Annotated in this window: 16 protein-coding genes; 5 read left to right on the top strand and 11 right to left on the bottom strand. The window is 68.7% G+C overall.

Translation table 11 applies throughout. From position 1 onward, the window contains the following. Nucleotides 1-2: 2 nt before the first annotated feature. From N2M23_RS13700 to N2M23_RS13675, 6 genes are read right to left on the bottom strand one after another with little or no spacing between them, the layout of a single operon-like run. The gene (locus N2M23_RS13700) at nt 3-1,880 is read right to left on the bottom strand and encodes a proton-conducting transporter transmembrane domain-containing protein (RefSeq protein ID WP_265446228.1); all 1,878 of its coding nucleotides are present in this window, start codon (nt 1,878-1,880) and stop codon (nt 3-5) included. Then, nucleotides 1,877-2,182, bottom strand: a complete 306-nt coding sequence (locus N2M23_RS13695) for an NADH-quinone oxidoreductase subunit K (protein WP_171157424.1) — start codon at nt 2,180-2,182, stop codon at nt 1,877-1,879. The genes N2M23_RS13700 and N2M23_RS13695 overlap by 4 nt, the downstream gene beginning before the upstream one ends. After that, nucleotides 2,179-2,697 (bottom strand): NADH-quinone oxidoreductase subunit J, encoded by a 519-nt coding sequence (locus tag N2M23_RS13690; RefSeq protein WP_265446226.1) that lies wholly within the window; start codon nt 2,695-2,697, stop codon nt 2,179-2,181. The genes N2M23_RS13695 and N2M23_RS13690 overlap by 4 nt, the downstream gene beginning before the upstream one ends. Before the next feature lie 8 nt (nt 2,698-2,705). Continuing rightward, nucleotides 2,706-3,647, bottom strand: a complete 942-nt coding sequence (locus tag N2M23_RS13685) for a complex I subunit 1 family protein (protein WP_171157422.1) — start codon at nt 3,645-3,647, stop codon at nt 2,706-2,708. Continuing rightward, nucleotides 3,644-4,912 (bottom strand): hypothetical protein, encoded by a 1,269-nt coding sequence (locus N2M23_RS13680; protein ID WP_265446225.1) that lies wholly within the window; start codon nt 4,910-4,912, stop codon nt 3,644-3,646. The genes N2M23_RS13685 and N2M23_RS13680 overlap by 4 nt, the downstream gene beginning before the upstream one ends. Nucleotides 4,913-4,971: 59 nt before the next feature. Further along, nucleotides 4,972-5,322 (bottom strand): NADH-quinone oxidoreductase subunit A, encoded by a 351-nt coding sequence (locus N2M23_RS13675; protein ID WP_171157420.1) that lies wholly within the window; start codon nt 5,320-5,322, stop codon nt 4,972-4,974. Between the two features lie 264 nt (nt 5,323-5,586). On the opposite strand from N2M23_RS13675, the gene N2M23_RS13670 reads away from it, so the two are divergent. From N2M23_RS13670 to N2M23_RS13660, 3 genes are all read left to right on the top strand, one after another. Beyond that, nucleotides 5,587-5,925 (top strand): metal-sensitive transcriptional regulator, encoded by a 339-nt coding sequence (locus tag N2M23_RS13670; protein ID WP_171157418.1) that lies wholly within the window; start codon nt 5,587-5,589, stop codon nt 5,923-5,925. Nucleotides 5,926-6,038: 113 nt separating this feature from the next. Continuing rightward, entirely contained in the window at nt 6,039-6,314 is a 276-nt protein-coding gene (locus N2M23_RS13665) for a heavy-metal-associated domain-containing protein (protein WP_171157417.1), read from the top strand. Between the two features lie 78 nt (nt 6,315-6,392). Next, the gene (locus N2M23_RS13660; RefSeq protein WP_171157415.1) at nt 6,393-8,705 is read left to right on the top strand and encodes a heavy metal translocating P-type ATPase; all 2,313 of its coding nucleotides are present in this window, start codon (nt 6,393-6,395) and stop codon (nt 8,703-8,705) included. Nucleotides 8,706-9,052: 347 nt separating this feature from the next. On the opposite strand, the gene N2M23_RS13655 is transcribed toward N2M23_RS13660, so the two are convergent. The 4 genes from N2M23_RS13655 to N2M23_RS13640 form a co-directional block, all read right to left on the bottom strand. Then, the gene (locus N2M23_RS13655) at nt 9,053-10,126 is read right to left on the bottom strand and encodes a C40 family peptidase (RefSeq protein ID WP_171157412.1); all 1,074 of its coding nucleotides are present in this window, start codon (nt 10,124-10,126) and stop codon (nt 9,053-9,055) included. Nucleotides 10,127-10,600: 474 nt separating this feature from the next. Then, complete coding sequence (locus tag N2M23_RS13650) at nt 10,601-11,383, bottom strand: C40 family peptidase (protein WP_171157410.1); 783 nt, start codon at nt 11,381-11,383, stop codon at nt 10,601-10,603. Nucleotides 11,384-12,408: 1,025 nt separating this feature from the next. Beyond that, nucleotides 12,409-13,845 carry a hypothetical protein gene (locus N2M23_RS13645; protein ID WP_171157409.1) on the bottom strand — a complete coding sequence of 479 codons (1,437 nt, stop codon included), beginning with the start codon at nt 13,843-13,845 and terminating at the stop codon, nt 12,409-12,411. Continuing rightward, complete coding sequence (locus tag N2M23_RS13640; protein ID WP_171157406.1) at nt 13,842-14,189, bottom strand: hypothetical protein; 348 nt, start codon at nt 14,187-14,189, stop codon at nt 13,842-13,844. The genes N2M23_RS13645 and N2M23_RS13640 overlap by 4 nt, the downstream gene beginning before the upstream one ends. 269 nt (nt 14,190-14,458) lie before the next feature. Between N2M23_RS13640 and N2M23_RS13635 the strand changes: the two genes are divergently transcribed. After that, a complete protein-coding gene (locus N2M23_RS13635) occupies nt 14,459-15,277 on the top strand; it encodes a hypothetical protein (protein ID WP_171157404.1) in 819 nt (272 codons plus the stop codon). Then, nucleotides 15,274-15,462: a hypothetical protein gene (locus tag N2M23_RS13630; RefSeq protein ID WP_171157402.1), complete on the top strand. Its 189-nt coding sequence runs from the start codon at nt 15,274-15,276 to the stop codon at nt 15,460-15,462. Before N2M23_RS13635 ends, N2M23_RS13630 begins: the two co-directional genes overlap by 4 nt. Nucleotides 15,463-15,853: 391 nt before the next feature. Here the strand turns inward: N2M23_RS13630 and N2M23_RS13625 are convergent, their stop codons facing one another. Then, nucleotides 15,854-16,534 (bottom strand): hypothetical protein, encoded by a 681-nt coding sequence (locus N2M23_RS13625; protein ID WP_171157400.1) that lies wholly within the window; start codon nt 16,532-16,534, stop codon nt 15,854-15,856. Nucleotides 16,535-17,166: the final 632 nt, after the last annotated feature.

Genomic DNA, 17,166 nt, shown 5'->3' with positions numbered 1-17,166 from the left:
GTTTACCTCGCCAACCAGACGATGAGGACGGCCACGGCCAAACCGACCGAGGCCTGCGCGTAGTACTGGTGCAGTTGCCCGGTCTGCGGGCGCAGCACCAGGCCCGCACCCCGGCGGGCCGCAGCCACGACGCCGCGCAGTGCGCCACCGACCCCGACGGCGTCGATCGCCGCGGCGTGGTCGGCCAGCCGACGGCCCGCGTGGCCGGTGCCGGTCACCGCTGCCTCGAGTGCGGCGTCACCCCGGGCCAGCAGGGCGGCCAGGCGCAGGGTCGGGCGCAGCACCCCGGCATGGGCAACCTGCTCCAGGCGCAGCCAGCTGCCGGCCCACCGCGGCGCCGGCAGGCGCTGCGGCCAGCGCAGCGCCACGCCGGTCACGACGACGGCCAGGACCACAGAGACGGCCACTTCCCCGGCGGAGGCGGAGGTCGGCGTCGGCGCGCCCGGGTCCACCTTGGCCCATACGGCCGGGACGACCAGCACCCCGAGGCCGGCCGCACCGACTGCTAGGGGTAGCAACGGGATTCGCTCGATCCAGCCGACCTGCCGGGTGCCGGCCTCCTCGGTGTCGTAGCCGGTCGGGTGGTCCGGCAGGCGGCGCCAGATCAGCGCGAGGGCCTTGCCGGCATACGCGCTGGAGGCCACCGCGGCCGCGAGCCCGACCGCGTACAGCGCACCCGACTGCTCGCGGGCGGCCGCGAGGACGGACTCCTTGGTGGCCCACAGAGTCAGCGGCGGCACCCCGGCCAGAGCCAGTGCCGCGACGGTGAAGGGCACGCCGACCCACGGATAGGCCCGCCCGGCGCCGCGCAGCGCCGGCAGGGACTTGGTGCCCAGAGCGGCCAGCCAGGCCCCGGCGGCCAGGAACAGCAGCGCCTTGGTGGACGCGTGGCCGACCAGGTGTGCCAGGCCGGCGCCGACCGCACCCGGCCCGGTGGTGCCCGCCGCGAGCACCACGAAGCCGAGCTGGGCGCTGGTGGACGCCGCGAGCAGCTGTTTCAGGTCGTCCTGGGCGATGGCGACCGCACCCAGCAGTAGGGCGGTCAGCGCCCCGACCCAGGCCGCGGTGGTCGCCGCCCACCCGGCGGCGAGCAGCAGCGGGTGCAGACGCAGCAGCAGGTAGCCGCCCATGGCCACCATGGCGGCCGAGTGCAGCAGCGCCGAGACCGGGCTCGGCCCGTCCATCGCCCGGGACAACCAGAACGAGAACGGCAACTGGGCAGCCTTACCGAACGCCGCTGCCAGCATTCCCGCGGCCGCGATGTGCAGCCACGGGGACGGCAACAACGCCAGGCGATCCAGCGAGAGACCCGGCGTGCCGCCGGAGGCCACGGCCAGGGCGGCTCCGGCGGCGAGGTAGAGCCCGACGTCACCGGCTCTGGTGACCACGAATGCGGTGGTACCTGAGGCGACCGCGGTATCGCGTCGCCAGTCGAATGCGATCAGCGCGTAGCTGGTGGCGCCCATCACCTCCCAGGCCATGAGCAGCCCGAGCAGCGTGGTGGCGGTGGCGGTGACCAGCACGGCGGCGACGAAGACCAGCATGAGCCCGACGAAGCGGGCCCGGTGGTGCCGGATCGCGCCGGCCGAGAAGACCAGCACCAGCAGGCTGACTGCGGCCACGGTGACGACGACGACGGCGGACAGCCCGTCAACCGCCAAGGTGAATGGGTCACCGGCCAGGAAGGGGGCGGACGTGGTCGGCCGAACGGACGCGGCGGCAGCACTCAGAGCGAGTACTCCGGTCGCAACCGAAATCCCGACCGTGGGTGTCGCCCGCTCGACCGCCCGGCGCACCGGCGACGGGCCGAGCGGCGCGGCCAGCAGGCCTACCCCCGCCAGGGCGGGCAGCAGGACCAGCGCCCACAGCAGCGCGCTCACCGTTTCAGCTCCGCAGCCATGTCGGTCATGTCCACGTCGCTGGCCCGGAACAGCAGGGTGGCCACGGCGAAACCCATGGCCATCTCGACCGTCATCGCCGAGATGACGACCAGCAGCAGCACCTGCCCGTCCGGCGCCGCCGGTGCGAGGAAGTACCAGAACGCGGCGGCTGCGACGATGACGGCATTGACCATCAACTCCAGCCCCATCATCACCATGACAACCGACTGCTGGCTGAGCGCGCCGAACACGCCGATGGCGAACAAGGCGGCCGCCAGCAGCAGGAACAGTTGAAGCGTCACCTGTCTGTCTCCCCGCTGTCGTGGGCGGGTTGGTCGTACCGGCCGTGTGGGACAGCAAGCACGAGCGCGGACACGATGGTGGCGAACAGCAGCGCCGAGATGCCGACCATGACCGGCATCTGGGGACCCATGATCGCTTCGCCGATAGCCCGGGTGGGATCGGCCGGGACGGTTCCCCGCCGCGCCGGCCACGGCACTAGCACCGCGGCGGCGCCCAGCAGCAGGAACGTGCCGGCCGCAATGGTCAGCGCCCCGCGCGTGTTGTGCAGCATCGACATGGGCATCAACCCGGCCGGGTTCATCATGAACATGACCATGAAGACGACCATGATCGCCATCTCCATCACCATCATCAAAATGGTGACCACGCCCAAGTAGTCGAGGGTGAGCAGGATCAGCTCCCCACCGACGGCCACGAACGATGCGGCCAGCGCGAAGGTCGCCCTCGCCATGGAATCGACCACGAAGACCGCGACGCCGGAGGCGATCGCAATTACGGCCAGCACGATGAACACCGCGAGTGTCACGATCCACCTCCAGCCGCCGCCAGCACCGACACAACAAGTAGCTGCGCGAGTACCAGCGGCAACACCACCAGCCACGCCAGGCGCATCAACCGGTCCGGGCGCCATACCGGCATTCGGTGGCGCATCGCCAGCAACACGGCGAGCACCGCGGCGCTCTTGAGCAACGTCCACAACCAGGGCGGCAGCAGTGGGCCTGCCCCGCCGCCCAGGAACAGCGCCACGGTCATCGCCGATCCGACGACCAGCAGGGCGTATTGGCCCCACCGCAGCAGCAGCCGGGCCGGCCCGGACTGCTCGACCAGCAGTCCACCGGCGATGTCCTGGCCGACCGGGTGCGCAAAGGGCCCCCACGCGGCAAAGGCGGCCACCGCTGCGGCGAACACCACCGCGGCCAACGGCATCTGCACGATGAACCAGCGGCCCTGCTGGGCCGCCACGATCTGCGGCACCGACAGGCTGCTGGCGGCGACCGCAGGCGCGGTCAGGGCGAACATCAGCGGCAACTCGTACGCCAGCGCCTGGGCAAGAAACCGGTAGCCACCAATCAGCGAATACACGCTGTTCGGGCCCCACCCGGCCAGCCACCATCCCGCCCACAGCAGCACGTCCATGGCGTTGAACCACACCAATCCGACACCCAGGTCGCTCACCACGGCGAAGCCGAGTGGGACGACCTGTGCCATCAGCACCGCGACCAGCAACGGGGTGACGACCCCCACGGCCCACAGCAATCGGTCCGGAGCCGTCGTCGACCGCCGCTGAACCAGCAGCGACCGCGATGCCTCATACACCGGGCGCAGCAGCCGCGCCCTCAGCGGCAGCTCGCCTCGTGGGTCGAGCACCGCGTCCAGCGACCCTGCCAGCACCGCCGCGCACAGCACTAGCGGCACCGCGACCAGCACCGACCAGGCCGGCGCCTGCTGGACGAGGCTTGTCATGCGACGTGCCCGTCGTGCTGGTGGTTGGTGCCCCCGGGCATGCCGTGGGGGCCCTCGTCATGATGGCCGTTTTCGCCGTGACCTGAATGCGGATCCCGGTCGCCGGCGACCCCGGTGGAGTGCAGGTCGTCGGGGTCGGGATCCAGGCTCGCCACGACCAGCCGTGCGTCACCCAGGTCCAGCCCGGGCATCAAGTGCGCGGCGGCCGCGACCAGGGCGTCCGAGCCGCGGCCAGGCCTCCCGCGTGGGCCCTCGGCCGGTGCCACCGGGCCGCTGCTGAGGGCCAGGTCGGCCTCCACCAGCCAGGTCTGCAGCCTTGCCCACACGTCGCCACCGCGCTCGGCCGCTCGCGCGGCCGGACCCGACAGGCCGAGTCGGCTGACGTCACCATGGCCAAGACGACCCAGCCCGGCCAGTGATCGGCGCAGACCCCACGAGCGCTCCACCCGGCGGCGCAGGCGGCGTAACTCCTCTCGCGCCTCGCCCACCGGCTCGCCAGTTTCGGTGAGCAGCACGTCGCGCTGCCCGCGGGCCCGATCGGCCGCGCCGGACCACCCGGCGACCTCCAGCAGACGGCCCACAGAGTCCAGATGCGCCGCCGCCCGGCGGCGCCCGGCCGCCACCCCGGTGCCGTCGGCCCAGAATCGCATCGCGTCTCCGGCCCCGGCCAGCACCCGTACCTCCGCGCCCTGCACCACGTCCCCCTGCAGTTCGACGTCGATGACGAGACCGGACGGCCACGCCGGCAGCACGGGGCCCAGCGCGACATGCAGTACATCCAATTTCAGCCCGTCCCGGTCCGGTGCCCGGTCGGCCATCATCAGCCCCCCGGGCATCTGCATGCCGCCGTGGTCATGCCCCCCGTGCTCGTGACCGCCCTGCTCAGCATCCGTGTGCCCACCGTGACCATGCCCACCATCACCGCCGTGCTCGTGTCCCATCTCGGCTTCCTGTTGGTGGACGTGCTCGCCCATGGGTTCGACCTGCTCAGTCGACTCGGCACCCGCGTCGGGTGTGCTCGCCAGCCGATGTATCCCGGCCGACAGCAACGCTGCCGCACGCGCGGAATCGAGCACGTCGACGCGAACTTTCGGGGCCGGGATCTGACTCCACAGCACCCCAACCGCGTCGGCCAGCTCACCGTCAGGCGAGCCAGCCACGACCAGCACGTCCGCGTCAGCAGGCTCACCGGTGAGCACACCGCCGAGCGCGCGGGCCTGTGCCTCGACCGCCAGCCGCGCGGCAGTTCCGCCGGGCGCTGTCACCAGCAGTACATGTGGCCGGCGCGCAGCCCACCCCGCGAGTAGTCGCTGGGCCGAGGTCCTCAAACCCATCGCAGAGCACCCTCCCGCCACGCGTAGACGACCCCCGCCATCAGCAACCCGAGGAAGACGAACATCTCGACCACCGCGCCCGCGCCCATCTCTGCGACCACCAGCGCCCAGGCGTACATGAAAAGCATCTCCACATCGAAAGCCAGGAAGAGCAACGTCAGGGTGTACCAGCGCACGTGGTAGCGAGACAACGCATGCTCCGTCGGCCGGGCACCAGACAGGTAGGGCGCCACCGGTTCACTGGTCGTGCCCACCGTGAGCAGGCGGTGGGCGACCAGGACCACGACCGCGGCGAGCAGCACGAGCCCCAACGCGGCCAGGATGCTGACGAAGTCGCCCATCACCTGCTCCCTTCGTGTCCACTGATCGTCCCAGTCACAGCAACAGCTCGCGGTTCTCGCGGCCGCCGAACTCTTCGGCGGGTCGAAAGTGAGCTGCGACCCAAGGCTCTCGGTCACCAACCCGATTGCGACGCCGACGTCACATTGCGTCGGTGAGAGCGTAACTCGTTTATACCTTAGGGGGGTAATGTATGATCAGCATTCAGGAATACCCCAAGGGGGTATGATGTTGAGACTGTTATCCCACCTCCGAAGGGGCCGACGATGACCAAGACCGATACGACCGCCGACGCCCCACCACAGGCCGGCACCTCCCAGCACAGCTATATCGCGAACCAGACCAAAGACACCTATCTGAAGCGGCTGCGACGCATCGAAGGGCAGGCCCGCGGCCTGCAGCGGATGGTCGAGGAAGAGCAGTACTGCATCGACATCCTCACCCAGGTCTCTGCCATGACCAAGGCCCTGCAGGGGCTGGCGCTCGGGCTGCTGGATGAGCACATGGCGCACTGCGTCGTCAACGCGGCACGCCAGGGCGGTCCGGAGGCGGACGAGAAACTCAAGGAAGCCTCCGACGCCATCTCCCGACTGGTCCGCAGCTGAACCGAAACACGCCACATCCCACAGGCGACACCCGGACCACCTTCGCGAGCGGTCCAGCTACCCAACCTGAAGACGTACCACCAAGAAATTCAACGAGAGGAACACCCATCACCATGTGCACTTCCTGCAACTGCGGCACCGAGGCAACCGACACCACCGACACCGCCCAACCGGTCGCGATCGGTACGGCGCCTGCGTCCTACACCGTCACGGGTATGACGTGCGGTCACTGCGTGGCATCGGTGACCGAAGAGGTCACCGCGATCGAGGGCGTCCGCGACGTGGTGGTCGACCTGTCCACCGGCAAGCTGACCTTCGAATCCGACAAGCCCGTCCCCCACGACACGGTCGAAGCTGCCGTCCGCGAGGCCGGTTACGCCCTCGCCTGAGCTCCGCCCGGCCAGGCGGAGCTATCCGCACACGGCGGGCCCAGACACCCAACGCAATCGAGGACAAAGGAGGAGCCGATGAGCACAACCACTGACTCGCCGGCAACCACCGCTACTGAAGCGACGGTCCCTGACCAAATCTCCCAAGCTACCGATGTCGAGCTGCTCCTGACCGGGATGACCTGTGCCTCGTGTGCCAACCGCATCGAGCGCAAGCTCAACAAGCTCGACGGCGTGACCGCCACGGTCAACTACGCCACCGAGAAGGCCAAGGTCACGTATGGCGACGGCCTCACCACCGACGACCTGGTCGCCACCGTCGAGTCCGCGGGGTATGGCGCCAGGCTCCCCGCACCACCGAAGTCCGACGCCCAGGACGACGATGCGAACACCGATGGTTCCGAGGCGAATTCGGCGTTGCGCGACCTGCGCGACCGGCTGATCGTCTCCGCCATACTCTCGATCCCGGTGGTCGCGATGGCGATGATCCCGGCGCTGCAGTTCGACAACTGGCAGTGGCTCTCGCTGACGCTGGCCGCGCCCGTGGTGGTCTGGGGCGCGCTGCCCTTCCACCGGGCGACCTGGACCAACCTCAAGCACGGTGCCGCCACGATGGACACGCTGGTGTCGATGGGCACGCTCGCCGCCTTCGCGTGGTCGGTCTACGCGCTCTTCTGGGGCGACGCGGGTATGCCGGGCATGCGCCACCCCTTCGAGCTGACCATCGAGCGCAGCGACGGCACCTCGAACATCTACTTCGAAGCTGCCGCGGGCGTCATCACCTTCATCCTGCTCGGCCGCTACCTGGAGCACCGGTCCAAACGCAACGCCGGCGCGGCACTGCGGGCGTTACTCAACCTGGGCGCTCGTGATGTCGCCGTACTTCGCGATGGTGTCGAGCAGCGAATCCCGGTGTCACAGTTGGCCGTCGGCGATCGATTTGTCGTCCGGCCGGGTGAGAAGATCGCCACCGACGGGATCGTGGAGGAAGGTCGCTCGGCGGTGGACGCCTCCATGCTGACCGGAGAATCGCTCCCGGTCGAGGTTGCGGCCGGCGACGCGGTCGTCGGGGCAACCGTCAACACGTCCGGCCGGCTCGTGGTCGCCGCGACGCGGGTTGGATCCGACACCCAGCTGGCGCAGATGGCCCGGCTGGTCGAGGACGCCCAGACCGGCAAGGCCGCCGTCCAGCGGCTCGCCGACCGCATCTCGGGCATCTTCGTGCCCGTCGTGATCGCCATCGCCGTCGGCACGTTCGCAGCATGGCTGATCACGGGTGCCGGTGCCGCCGGCGCACTGACCGCGGCAGTTGCGGTGCTGATCGTCGCCTGCCCGTGCGCCCTCGGCCTGGCCACCCCGACCGCGCTGATGGTCGGCACCGGCCGAGGCGCCCAGCTCGGCATACTCATCAAAGGCCCGGAGGTGCTGGAGCAGACCCGCACCGTCGACACCATCGTGCTGGACAAGACCGGCACCGTCACAACCGGTGAGATGACCCTCGCTGACACGCACGTAGCCGCCGGTGAGGACCCGGCATTCGTATTGCGTATGGCGGGCGCACTGGAGGACGCCTCCGAGCACCCGATCGCGCGCGCCATCGCCGACGCGGCACGCGAAGCCGGGGCACTCGGCCAGGTCGAGGACTTCGCCAACATCGAAGGCCTCGGCGTGCAGGGCATCGTCGACGGCCACGCGGTGCTGGTCGGTCGCCCGCAGCTGCTGGACCAGTGGTCGCAGTATCTCGATGAGAGGTTGCAAGCCGCGTTCGACGAAGCGACCGGCCGTGGGCAGACCGCGGTGGCGGTCGGTTGGGACGGGCAGGCTCGTGCGGTGCTGGTTGTGGCCGACCGGGTGAAGGACACTTCCGCGGAGGCGATCCGCCGGATGCGCGATCTCGGGCTGCGGCCGATCCTGCTGACCGGCGACAACGAACGCGTCGCGCACACTGTCGCAGGCCAGGTCGGCATCGACGCGGCGGACGTCTACGCAGAGGTGCTGCCGGCCGACAAGGTCGACGTGGTCACGCGACTGCAGGCAGACGGACGCGTTGTCGCGATGGTCGGCGACGGAGTCAACGACGCCGCGGCACTCGCGCAGGCCGACCTCGGCCTGGCGATGGGCACCGGCACCGACGTCGCCATCGAGGCCAGCGACATCACCCTCGTACGCGGTGACCTGCGGGTGGCCGGTGACGCCATACGCCTGTCCCGGCGCACCCTCGGCGTCATCAAGAGCAACCTCTTCTGGGCATTCGGCTACAACGTGATCGCGATCCCGATCGCCGCAGTCGGGCTACTCAACCCCATGCTCGCCGGAGCCGCCATGGCGTTCTCCTCCGTCTCCGTGGTCTCAAACAGCCTCCGGCTCAAAGGGTTCCGGTCGTCGTTATGAGAATCACACGTTCGCCTGCTGGCCTTTCGCACCGCCAGACTGCGGCGCGAGGGGCCAGCGCCGTGGCTTGGTGGGCAGCGGCCTGTCTCGCGCGCTGCGCCATCCGCACCCTCACGGACCGCCGTCAAGACTGACGACCCAACTTCGCCGATGCGCACCATCGTCGCAAAGCGAGGGCGCGCAGTTCGCCGTCCCGCTCGCACCGGTAGCAGTCCGGTTCGATTCCAATCGCACTCCCCGCCATACCAATCAACGCGGCTCGGGGTGTCCTCACCACAAAGACGCGGCCACGGCCACTCGAAGGAGTGACCGTGGCCGCGTGGGTGGACCGGAGTCGCGCCGGTGCGTCAGCGCAACGTGCCGTAGTTCGTGGGCGTCGTCCACATGTTTTCCTTCTTGACCACGGTGCCGGGGTGGTCGGCGGAGATCATCAGGTTGCCACCGGCGTAGATGGCCGAGTGGGTCGCCGGTGAGCCGAAGAAGACCAGGTCACCCGGTTGCGGGCTGGTGGTTCTCTTCATGTACGCCTGCTGCTGGCTGGCCGTCCGGGGGATGTAGAGGCCGGCCTGCTTGTAGACGTATGACGTGAGCCCTGAGCAGTCGAAGCCCTGCGACGGCGTGGAGCCGCCCCAGACGTACGGAATACCCAGGTACTTCTGGGCGATCGAAACGACTGCTGAGAGGCCTTCACCGGTCGACGGCGGGGGTGGCGGAGTCGGCGTCGGGTCGGTGCCGCATGGGAAGCCGCCCAGCGCGTTCCACGTCATCGGACCGATGATGCCGTCCGCGACGAGGCCCTTGCTGCGCTGGAACGACTTCACCCGCGACAGCGTGCCGGCGCCGAAGATGCCGTCGACCGCGATCCCGCCCAACTTGCCCTGGGCGCTGGAGACGTACGAGCCGGTGGCGCCATACCGAAGCACGGAGACCTTGCACGACGGTGGCGGTGTGGGTGGCGTCGGCATCGGCGTTGGCGTGGAGCCCGGGAAGCCACCGAGGGCCGTCCAGGTCAACGGTCCGACGATGCCGTCAGCAACGAGGCGATGCGCGCTTTGGAAGGTTTTGACCTTCGCCAGCGTGCGTGTCCCGAAGATGCCGTCGACCGCCAGTCCGCCCAGCCGTTGCTGCACAGTTTTGACGTAGCTGCCTGTTGATCCGTAGCGCACGGTAACCACGGTGGTCGGCGCGGCGGTGCGCACACCGCTCGTCGATGCGCTGCTGCGCTGCCCTGACGCACCGCTCGTGCCGCTGCCGGGATCGGCATACGACGGAGCGGCCTGCACGAGGCTGGCAGCGGTGGCCGGGACGCTGAGCAGCGTTCCAGTCACCACCAACCCCTTGCGGGAGGTGATCGCCGGGGCGACCTTGGCTGACAGGCCAGGCCGTGGTTTGCGATGTCTCGGAGTAGTGATCGTGGTCATGTGACCCTCTCGGTGCTCATTCAGTCCAGAAACGCGCAAAGGGGATGTCACGCGTGCCGTGGCATCCCCCGATGTCGCCTTACTCCTTCCCCGAAGCAGGCGCTGCACGAGCACTGACTATGCCGGTGCCACTACGTCTGTGAAAGACGCGATTCCTGGGTACGGATGGGCCCAGGTGGCGGTTGTGACTGGTGTGATTCAAGTGAATTGGCGGGGGCTGGCGGAGCGGAAGTGGCCCAGTGTTGCAATTTCAACGAAAGGGGCGGTCGTGACCGGCTTGTAACATCCACGACGCGAAAATTGTTCGAACAACACGCCGAACTCGAACACGTCTCAGTAAATCTCAGCATATGAGATGGCTGTACATGCAAAGTCGCGGTGCCGATTGCCGCGCGCGTTACGGCGGCGAGAAGCCCCGCCGACCTCCGGGGCCGATGGGGCTTCTCGTCCTTGTGTGGCGCCTAGGCGCCGAGCTCAGATGCGGGCGAAGTAGTGGCTGCCCCACAGGTTCTGCACGCTGACCACGGTGCCGGGGGTACGGGCGGCGATCATCTTGCCGTTCCCGAGGTAGATCCCGTTGTGGTACGCCGGCGAGCCCCAGAAGATGAGGTCGCCGGGGCGCGGGTTGGACACGCGCGTCGCGGCGGCCGCCTGCGCCGACGCGGTCCGCGGGATGCTCTTGCCCGCCTGGCGATAGACGTACTGGGTGAAGCCCGAGCAGTCGAAACCGGCCGGGGTGGTACCGCCCCAACGGTACGGCGTGCCGCGCAGGCCCATCGCGATCGACACGATCGAGGAGTTGGACTTCGGTGCCGGCTTCGGTTTGGTCGTCGGCGCACCGCCGTAGCCGCCCAGAGCAGTCCAGGTGTGGCGGCCGACGATGCCGTCGACGACAAGCCGGTGCGAGCGCTGGAACGACTTGACCTTGGCCTTCGTGCGCGGGCCGAAGATGCCGTCGACCGCGAGGCCGCCGACCTTGCGCTGGACGGTCTTCACAGCGGCGCCGCGGGAGCCGTACTGCACAGTCGGACCGACGCGGACGGAAGTGGCGAGGTGACCCGCTGCGGCTTGGACGTGACCGGCGGCCTGCACGTGACCTGCCTGCGCCAGACCGGCGCTCGGAGCGGCAGAGGCGCTCTCCATGCCGGCCAGCGGTACGACGACGGCGCCCGCGGCGACGACGGCCACGCTGCGGCGACCGACCTTGTTCAGAACTTTCGGCTCACGCTTGAGGTGGCGCGGGGAGTACGAACCCATGAGGCAAAGGACCTTCCGGTGGACTGCAATAGATGACGATGCGGGCTCGGGCGCCGTTGCCCTGGGGCCGAGTGCCCCACCCAGTTCACGCAGCCGACTCCCCGAAGCGCCAGCGGCACGGTCACCGACTATGGCGCATGCGACGCCGTTTCCCAAGCTGTTCCCAGGTATCCGTGCATAGGCCGTCGGCAGCCCCCGGCGGCTCTCGCGATCAACGCTTACCGCGAGGCCGTGACCATTCCGTAATAATTCCGCGGCGTTCCGCCGGTTGGCGAAGATCCGCACCAACAACGCGGAAATCGAAAGAGCCCGCACAACCCGGCCGGATATGAGACACCACCTGTCTCATATTTCAAGACGGCGTGCACGCGCAGCGCTCCACGCGCGGACCGCGTCCGCACCTACATGGAGGGGCCTCACCCGTTCCCGACCGCCGGTCCCGGACACGACGTGCCCTGCCGTGTGCCAAGTGCACCTGTATCGGACTGCCCCAACCAGCAGCCTGCCAAACCCCTTGCCGCGTCAGGCACTCGACGAGGCCGGCCTGGCCTCGGTGCCGTTCGACCTCCGCGTGGTCTCCAACCAAGGCGACGCCGACCGGTACGGATTCACCGGCTCCCCCACCATCCAGATCAACGGTATCGACCCGTTCGCCGAGCCCGGCCAACCGCTGGCCGTCGCATGCCAGGGTCTACCCCGGCGGACCCGACGCCCTCGAATTGCGGCGCTCTTCAACAAGCTACAGCTGGCGTGTCTGGCTAACAGCACAAACCGGACGCCCGTTCGTGCACCCCAGCACCACCGGCACAGCGGAAACAGCCTGCGATTGGCCCGACCAGCATCCGCTCGTCGGAGTAAGCCGCCCATCCTGCGTACCTACCGCACGACTGCTCACCATGTGCTGGCGCGACGATCCCGCAACAGGACCAATCGCGAAATACGTTGAGCAATCGGCGACTCACGTCGCACCTGCCGGTCATGGATACCTCGTACAGCACCGCACGGGCGGATGTCGTCGGTGCCTGTCACCGACTTGCGGTCGGTGGCCGCCCAGGTGCTGGGATGCGCACTGGGTCCCTTTCTTCCGATCTGCACTGCGGGCGTCCTGGTGCCGGGGCGGACTCCCGCCGGGACACGTCTGCCAGAGCTCCCGCCACTGCCATGGTGGCCTCGCTGACGTCGATGAGCTGCTCGGCATCGGCGACCAGAGCCTGCCGGATGAGGTCGGGGAGTTTGACGGCCCGATTGGCGTAGACATCGCCGGGCGAGATGAGTGCGATCTCGTCGTCTATGCCCGCTTCACGGCTCCATGCCGCGATGGTCCGGGCGGATCCGGTCAGGTCCGGTTCCCGTTCGGCAATATCTCGGTGCACGCAGGCGAGTTCAGCGCCGGCGATCATCGCCTGCTGGACGGTGGCGGCTGCCTCGGCCAGATCGATGCGGCCGGCCATCACGTCCGGCGTGGCCCATCGTGTGTGATCGAAGGCGATCTCGTGCACTGCTGCGCGGACTTCATTGGCCGCGTGCACGAGTGCCGGATCGGCGCGTTCTCCCCTGCTGCTGAGCGTGCCCCAGCGGTTGGCTGCCTTGGCCCACGACTGCTGGTTGGCAGCGAGCGCTGGTGCGAGCCGGTGTTGGTAGTCCTCGCCGTTGACGCGACCTGCGGTGGCTGCGGCGTCGAGAATCGCTGTGCTGGCCGTCGCGATCATGGCCTGGGTGCCGGCGGCCAGGTGCAGGTTCGGTGCGCTCGGAGTCACGGCCAGGGTTCGGTGCGCCTGGATGTCCCAACTGACCAGGGCCTGGTGCAGCCGTCCGGTGCCGGTCGGTGGCGTGTAGTGCTCTCCGGCCATGACGTGGCTGAATCTGTTGCCCACGAAGCCGCCGGCGAGTTGTTCGAAAGCTGCTAGCCGGGTGGCGGCGTCCTGCCCTCGAGGGATGTCACGGGTTTCCCGGTCGGATGCGTGCCGACTCACGGTTGCCCGGACCTCATTGACGTGCTGGTGCACTGCGACCCCGACGGCGTGCGCGCCGACGTACAGGGTGTGCATCACCCGCATCCGGGCCGCGTCGAGGTCGTCGTACGCGGCAGGGGACCGCGGCGTGACGCGACGCCCTGGGCCGGCGGCCAGCTCGGCGGCCCGCTGAAGGTTTTCGGCCATGCCCAGCAGTCGCTCATCGGGTGGTCCGTCGCCTGGCCAGTCTCGGGCCAGCTGTGCCCTGTGCTGGGCTTGGCTCATCGTCTCCAGGCGTTGCATCGTGGCCCCGTCCAGCGGGCTGACGTACGGCGTGGACGGCAGGGAGGACCACAGGTCACCTGCTGCCTGCACGACTTCGCCCCACGTCCGCAGCATCGCGGCGGCATCGGCGCCGTCGACATCGAGCAGCAACTTCCGGGCCTGGTAGTCGGCATCCAGCAGCAGCTCGCCGATCGATCGTTGATCCACCGTGGTCGACGTGCTCACGAGCCGGCCTCGCGCAATAGATCCGTGAGGCTAACGACGACCTGGGAGAAACCGGCCGTCTCGTCGTTGACGGGCACGGCCCGGGCAAGCCGTTCGGCAATCCGCAGCAGCTCCAGCGGGTCGGCCTGGGTCGGCTGCGGCCAGTACGGGTCCAGATCCGCCGGCACCAGCAACGCGGCCTCCGCCGCCGCGACGTGCATGCCCAGGCCGAGGACGTGCAGCTCTGAGCGCGAGCCTTCGGTGGCCGCCTGGCAGGCGGTCCGGTCGGCCGCATGATGCAGCAGCCTCGCGATAGCAGCGATCGTCTCCTGGGTGTCGTGCGGCAACAGGGGCGGGGTCGTCACGGGATGCGTCTCCTTCGGTTCGTTCGGTCTCCAGTAATCCAGCCAGGTAGTCGCCTTCTCCCGCTCCACGCGGTGGTCGCCTGTGGATAACTTCCGCGCCGTGTCCGGGGTGCACGCGAGACTTGGTTCTGCAAGCCCTAAGGAGCGCAGCTTGCTCTGGCGGCAACCAGCCACCAGATCAAGGCACCTGCACTAGTGCTTGAAGAAAGGAAGTGGTGACGATGAGGAGTCGACGGAAGGTGTGCCGGGCCGTATCCGACGGTGCCGGCATGGTGGTGAGCACCCTCGTCACGTGCGTCGTGGGCGCACTCGCACACCCTGTGGCGGGTGCCGCGTTGTTCGTCGTGGGCCTGGCGACGTTCGGTGCTCTGCTCTCCGGGTGTGGCGAGAGCCTGTCCGTCCAGTGGCTGGCACGGGCGCGCAAACCGCGTGACTACGAGCTGGCCGCGTTGCGTCCGGTGGTCGCCGTGCTCAAGGAACTCAACCTGGTGTCGACTCCGGTGCAACTGCTGGTGCGTGACCGGCCGGCCGGCGTCCGCGTCGGTGCCGCAGGACGGCGGACCGTGGTCATCTCGCAGGGTCTGGTCGAGGCGATCGCCAGTGGCCGGATCCGACCCGATGAAGCCGCGGCACTTCTCGCGCATGCGATCGGCCGGATCCGGCTGGCCCAGTGCCGTTACGACGTGGCACTGGAGTTCTGGATGCTGCCCTGGCGGCTGCTTCAGGTTGTCAGCCGCGGCCTCGACCGGGTGTTCGGCAGGTTCCCGCTGGCTGCCTTCGCCTGGCGTGTGCGATTCGTCACCGGTGCCGTCGCCCTGGTGCAAGGGTTCACCGATGGCCAGGCCGTGTTCGGGCTGATCGGCGCCGCCGTGGTGGCGTTGTCGTACACCGTGCCGTGGGCAGAGCAGCAGGTGGCACTGGCGGGCGAGGACGAGGCCGACCAGTTCGTGGCCGCTGCGGGCCTCGGAGACGCGCTGTGCCGGTTCCTGGAGCGAGGGCGGCGATCGCCGCGGGTTCTGCACCGGGTGCACCGGCTGCGGTCGGTGCCGGCGACGGTGGTGCCCGACCGGGCGGTGCTTGCGTCATGACGATGGAGGACGAACTACTGATCGTGGCCGAATGCGATGTGCGCTCGGCGATCGAGGCGGTCACGGTGTTGTCGAACCTGGTGGCGCCAATCGGCGAGCATGAGGCTGTGGTTGCTGCGCACTGGTTGCGCTTCGGCCACTCGCAGCCTCCTTACACGGTCGCCCAGTTTCAGGGAACGGGCTGATGGGGATTTCGCGAGGCGCGTGGTCGCGTCCTGCCTCACGAACGAGATTGACTTCCGCCTCCGCGCCGCGGACCGTAGCTCGACGACGGGTCGTCGTACGCCCAGGCGGCGGCCCGCTCGTGCTCGGCGCCACTGCGCCCGCTGGCCCTGGCCTCTCCCTCGGCAACCCGGTGGCGACCCTGGGCATCCTCGGCGGCGCCAATGACGGCCGAGCGACGTTCGGACTGTATCTCTGGGCCATGGTCTCGCGCCTCTCCCTCGGCAGCTTCGTTGCTCATCGCGTTCCTCTCGTTGGGTGTGACCTCCCGAAGGCGCACCGACGGGGCCTGGCGGTCACATCCTGACCGGTGACCAGTCGGCCGACGCTGCGTGATGCGGCGGTCAACCCAGGTCAGACAGCGTCCGCCGCCGAGTTATCGCTGGACCGATCACGGGGGCGAGGGACTGCTGGTCTCGTGCCCGCAGTACGCCACACTGGGAGTGCATGAGCTCGGCAACGTTTCCAGCACATCGCGGTGCTCCTCCGCAGGCGGGCCTGTGCCCGTGCACCGATGATCAGCTGATCCATCGTCAGTTCGCCCTGGTAACCCTCGGGGTGTCGGCCGGTGGACAGCATGGTCGGGACATGCTGGAAGGCGTTGGTGATGTCACTACTGCTGCCTTCGTCGTGGACGTCGTCGATGACGGAGCCGGCAAGGCTCCAGACCAGGTGTTTCCAGGCGCGGTCCTGCGCGGTGAGGTTGGTATCGAAGCCACCGAAGACACCGGCGGCCGCGAGGCCGTCGCGCATGAGTCGAACCGACCGCGAGGTGCCCCCTCGCGTGACGAGGGTGATAACGTGCGCCGCTTCGTGCCGGCAGATCCGCTGCCACACCTGTGGGGAGTAGTTGGCGCGGTCCGATGACTCATGGAAGGCGCCGGCGACTCGGGCTGGCGCGGGCATCGATACCGATCGGGCCACTCGCTCGTAATCGAGCGTGTTCGTTACCCGAAAGGCCCGGCGAACGGTAGCCCTCGTCATGAGCGCGGCGAGCACGAGGATTGCGAGAGCCCAATGTGCTTCCAGGTTCATGTTCTGCCACCAGGCGATGATCCTGGGGCGATCCGCGGGAGCGTGACGATCCAGAGGGCCATCACACAGACCGTGAGTGCCAGTCGCAGCATGGCGCGTTCCACGGCTGTTCCCTTCAGCGGGTGGGCGGTCGGTATCGCCCGACACAGTCCCGAAGGACGACGCGGGCTTTCTGTCGGCCATTTCCTACATACAGACATTTGTTCGATAATGCGCCAGTGGGGCAGCCCCGGAACGAGCGAACCTGGTCAGCGCCTTCTCGCACCCGCCATGCGTGGTTGCGGGAGGGCAGTCACCCGCACGACATGCCCCGGCAGGTGTACGTGCTTTCCTGGCGACGCCACTCCTACCGCTGGTTCGCGCGCTGATTATCGAGGCGATCGACATCGAGCAATCACCCGATCCAGTAGTCGTTCAGCGCTGGGTTCCGGGCTCGATGCTGCGACCAGTCCGCACCGATCTGAACGGGCTCTACGGGCAGCGGTGATCTAGAACGATGGTGCGTCTCCGGGCTGCAGCGCGGTGATGGGGTCGGCAGTCACGACGTGCTGCCGTTCTGCGGCGGCGCCCTTCCCGTGAGACACCGCGCGAGCCTCGGCGACCTCGAGACTGTTCCTGGGTTCGGCCCCCGG

This window comes from Flexivirga meconopsidis, assembly GCF_026162425.1.
In the GTDB taxonomy this organism is placed as follows: domain Bacteria; phylum Actinomycetota; class Actinomycetes; order Actinomycetales; family Dermatophilaceae; genus Flexivirga; species Flexivirga meconopsidis.
The sequence above is the reverse complement of the archived record's forward strand: the minus strand, read 5'-3'. Positions and strand labels throughout refer to the sequence as shown.

Coding starts and splice junctions, on each gene's coding strand:
- N2M23_RS13635 (WP_171157404.1), top strand. CDS start 14,459: ATGGTGGTGAGCACCCTCGTCACGTGCGTCGTGGGCGCACTCGCACAC.
- N2M23_RS13655 (WP_171157412.1), bottom strand. CDS start 10,126: ATGACCACGATCACTACTCCGAGACATCGCAAACCACGGCCTGGCCTG.
- N2M23_RS13665 (WP_171157417.1), top strand. CDS start 6,039: ATGTGCACTTCCTGCAACTGCGGCACCGAGGCAACCGACACCACCGAC.
- N2M23_RS13630 (WP_171157402.1), top strand. CDS start 15,274: ATGACGATGGAGGACGAACTACTGATCGTGGCCGAATGCGATGTGCGC.
- N2M23_RS13670 (WP_171157418.1), top strand. CDS start 5,587: ATGACCAAGACCGATACGACCGCCGACGCCCCACCACAGGCCGGCACC.
- N2M23_RS13660 (WP_171157415.1), top strand. CDS start 6,393: ATGAGCACAACCACTGACTCGCCGGCAACCACCGCTACTGAAGCGACG.
- N2M23_RS13675 (WP_171157420.1), bottom strand. CDS start 5,322: ATGGGCGACTTCGTCAGCATCCTGGCCGCGTTGGGGCTCGTGCTGCTC.
- N2M23_RS13650 (WP_171157410.1), bottom strand. CDS start 11,383: ATGGGTTCGTACTCCCCGCGCCACCTCAAGCGTGAGCCGAAAGTTCTG.
- N2M23_RS13625 (WP_171157400.1), bottom strand. CDS start 16,534: ATGAACCTGGAAGCACATTGGGCTCTCGCAATCCTCGTGCTCGCCGCG.
- N2M23_RS13685 (WP_171157422.1), bottom strand. CDS start 3,647: ATGACAAGCCTCGTCCAGCAGGCGCCGGCCTGGTCGGTGCTGGTCGCG.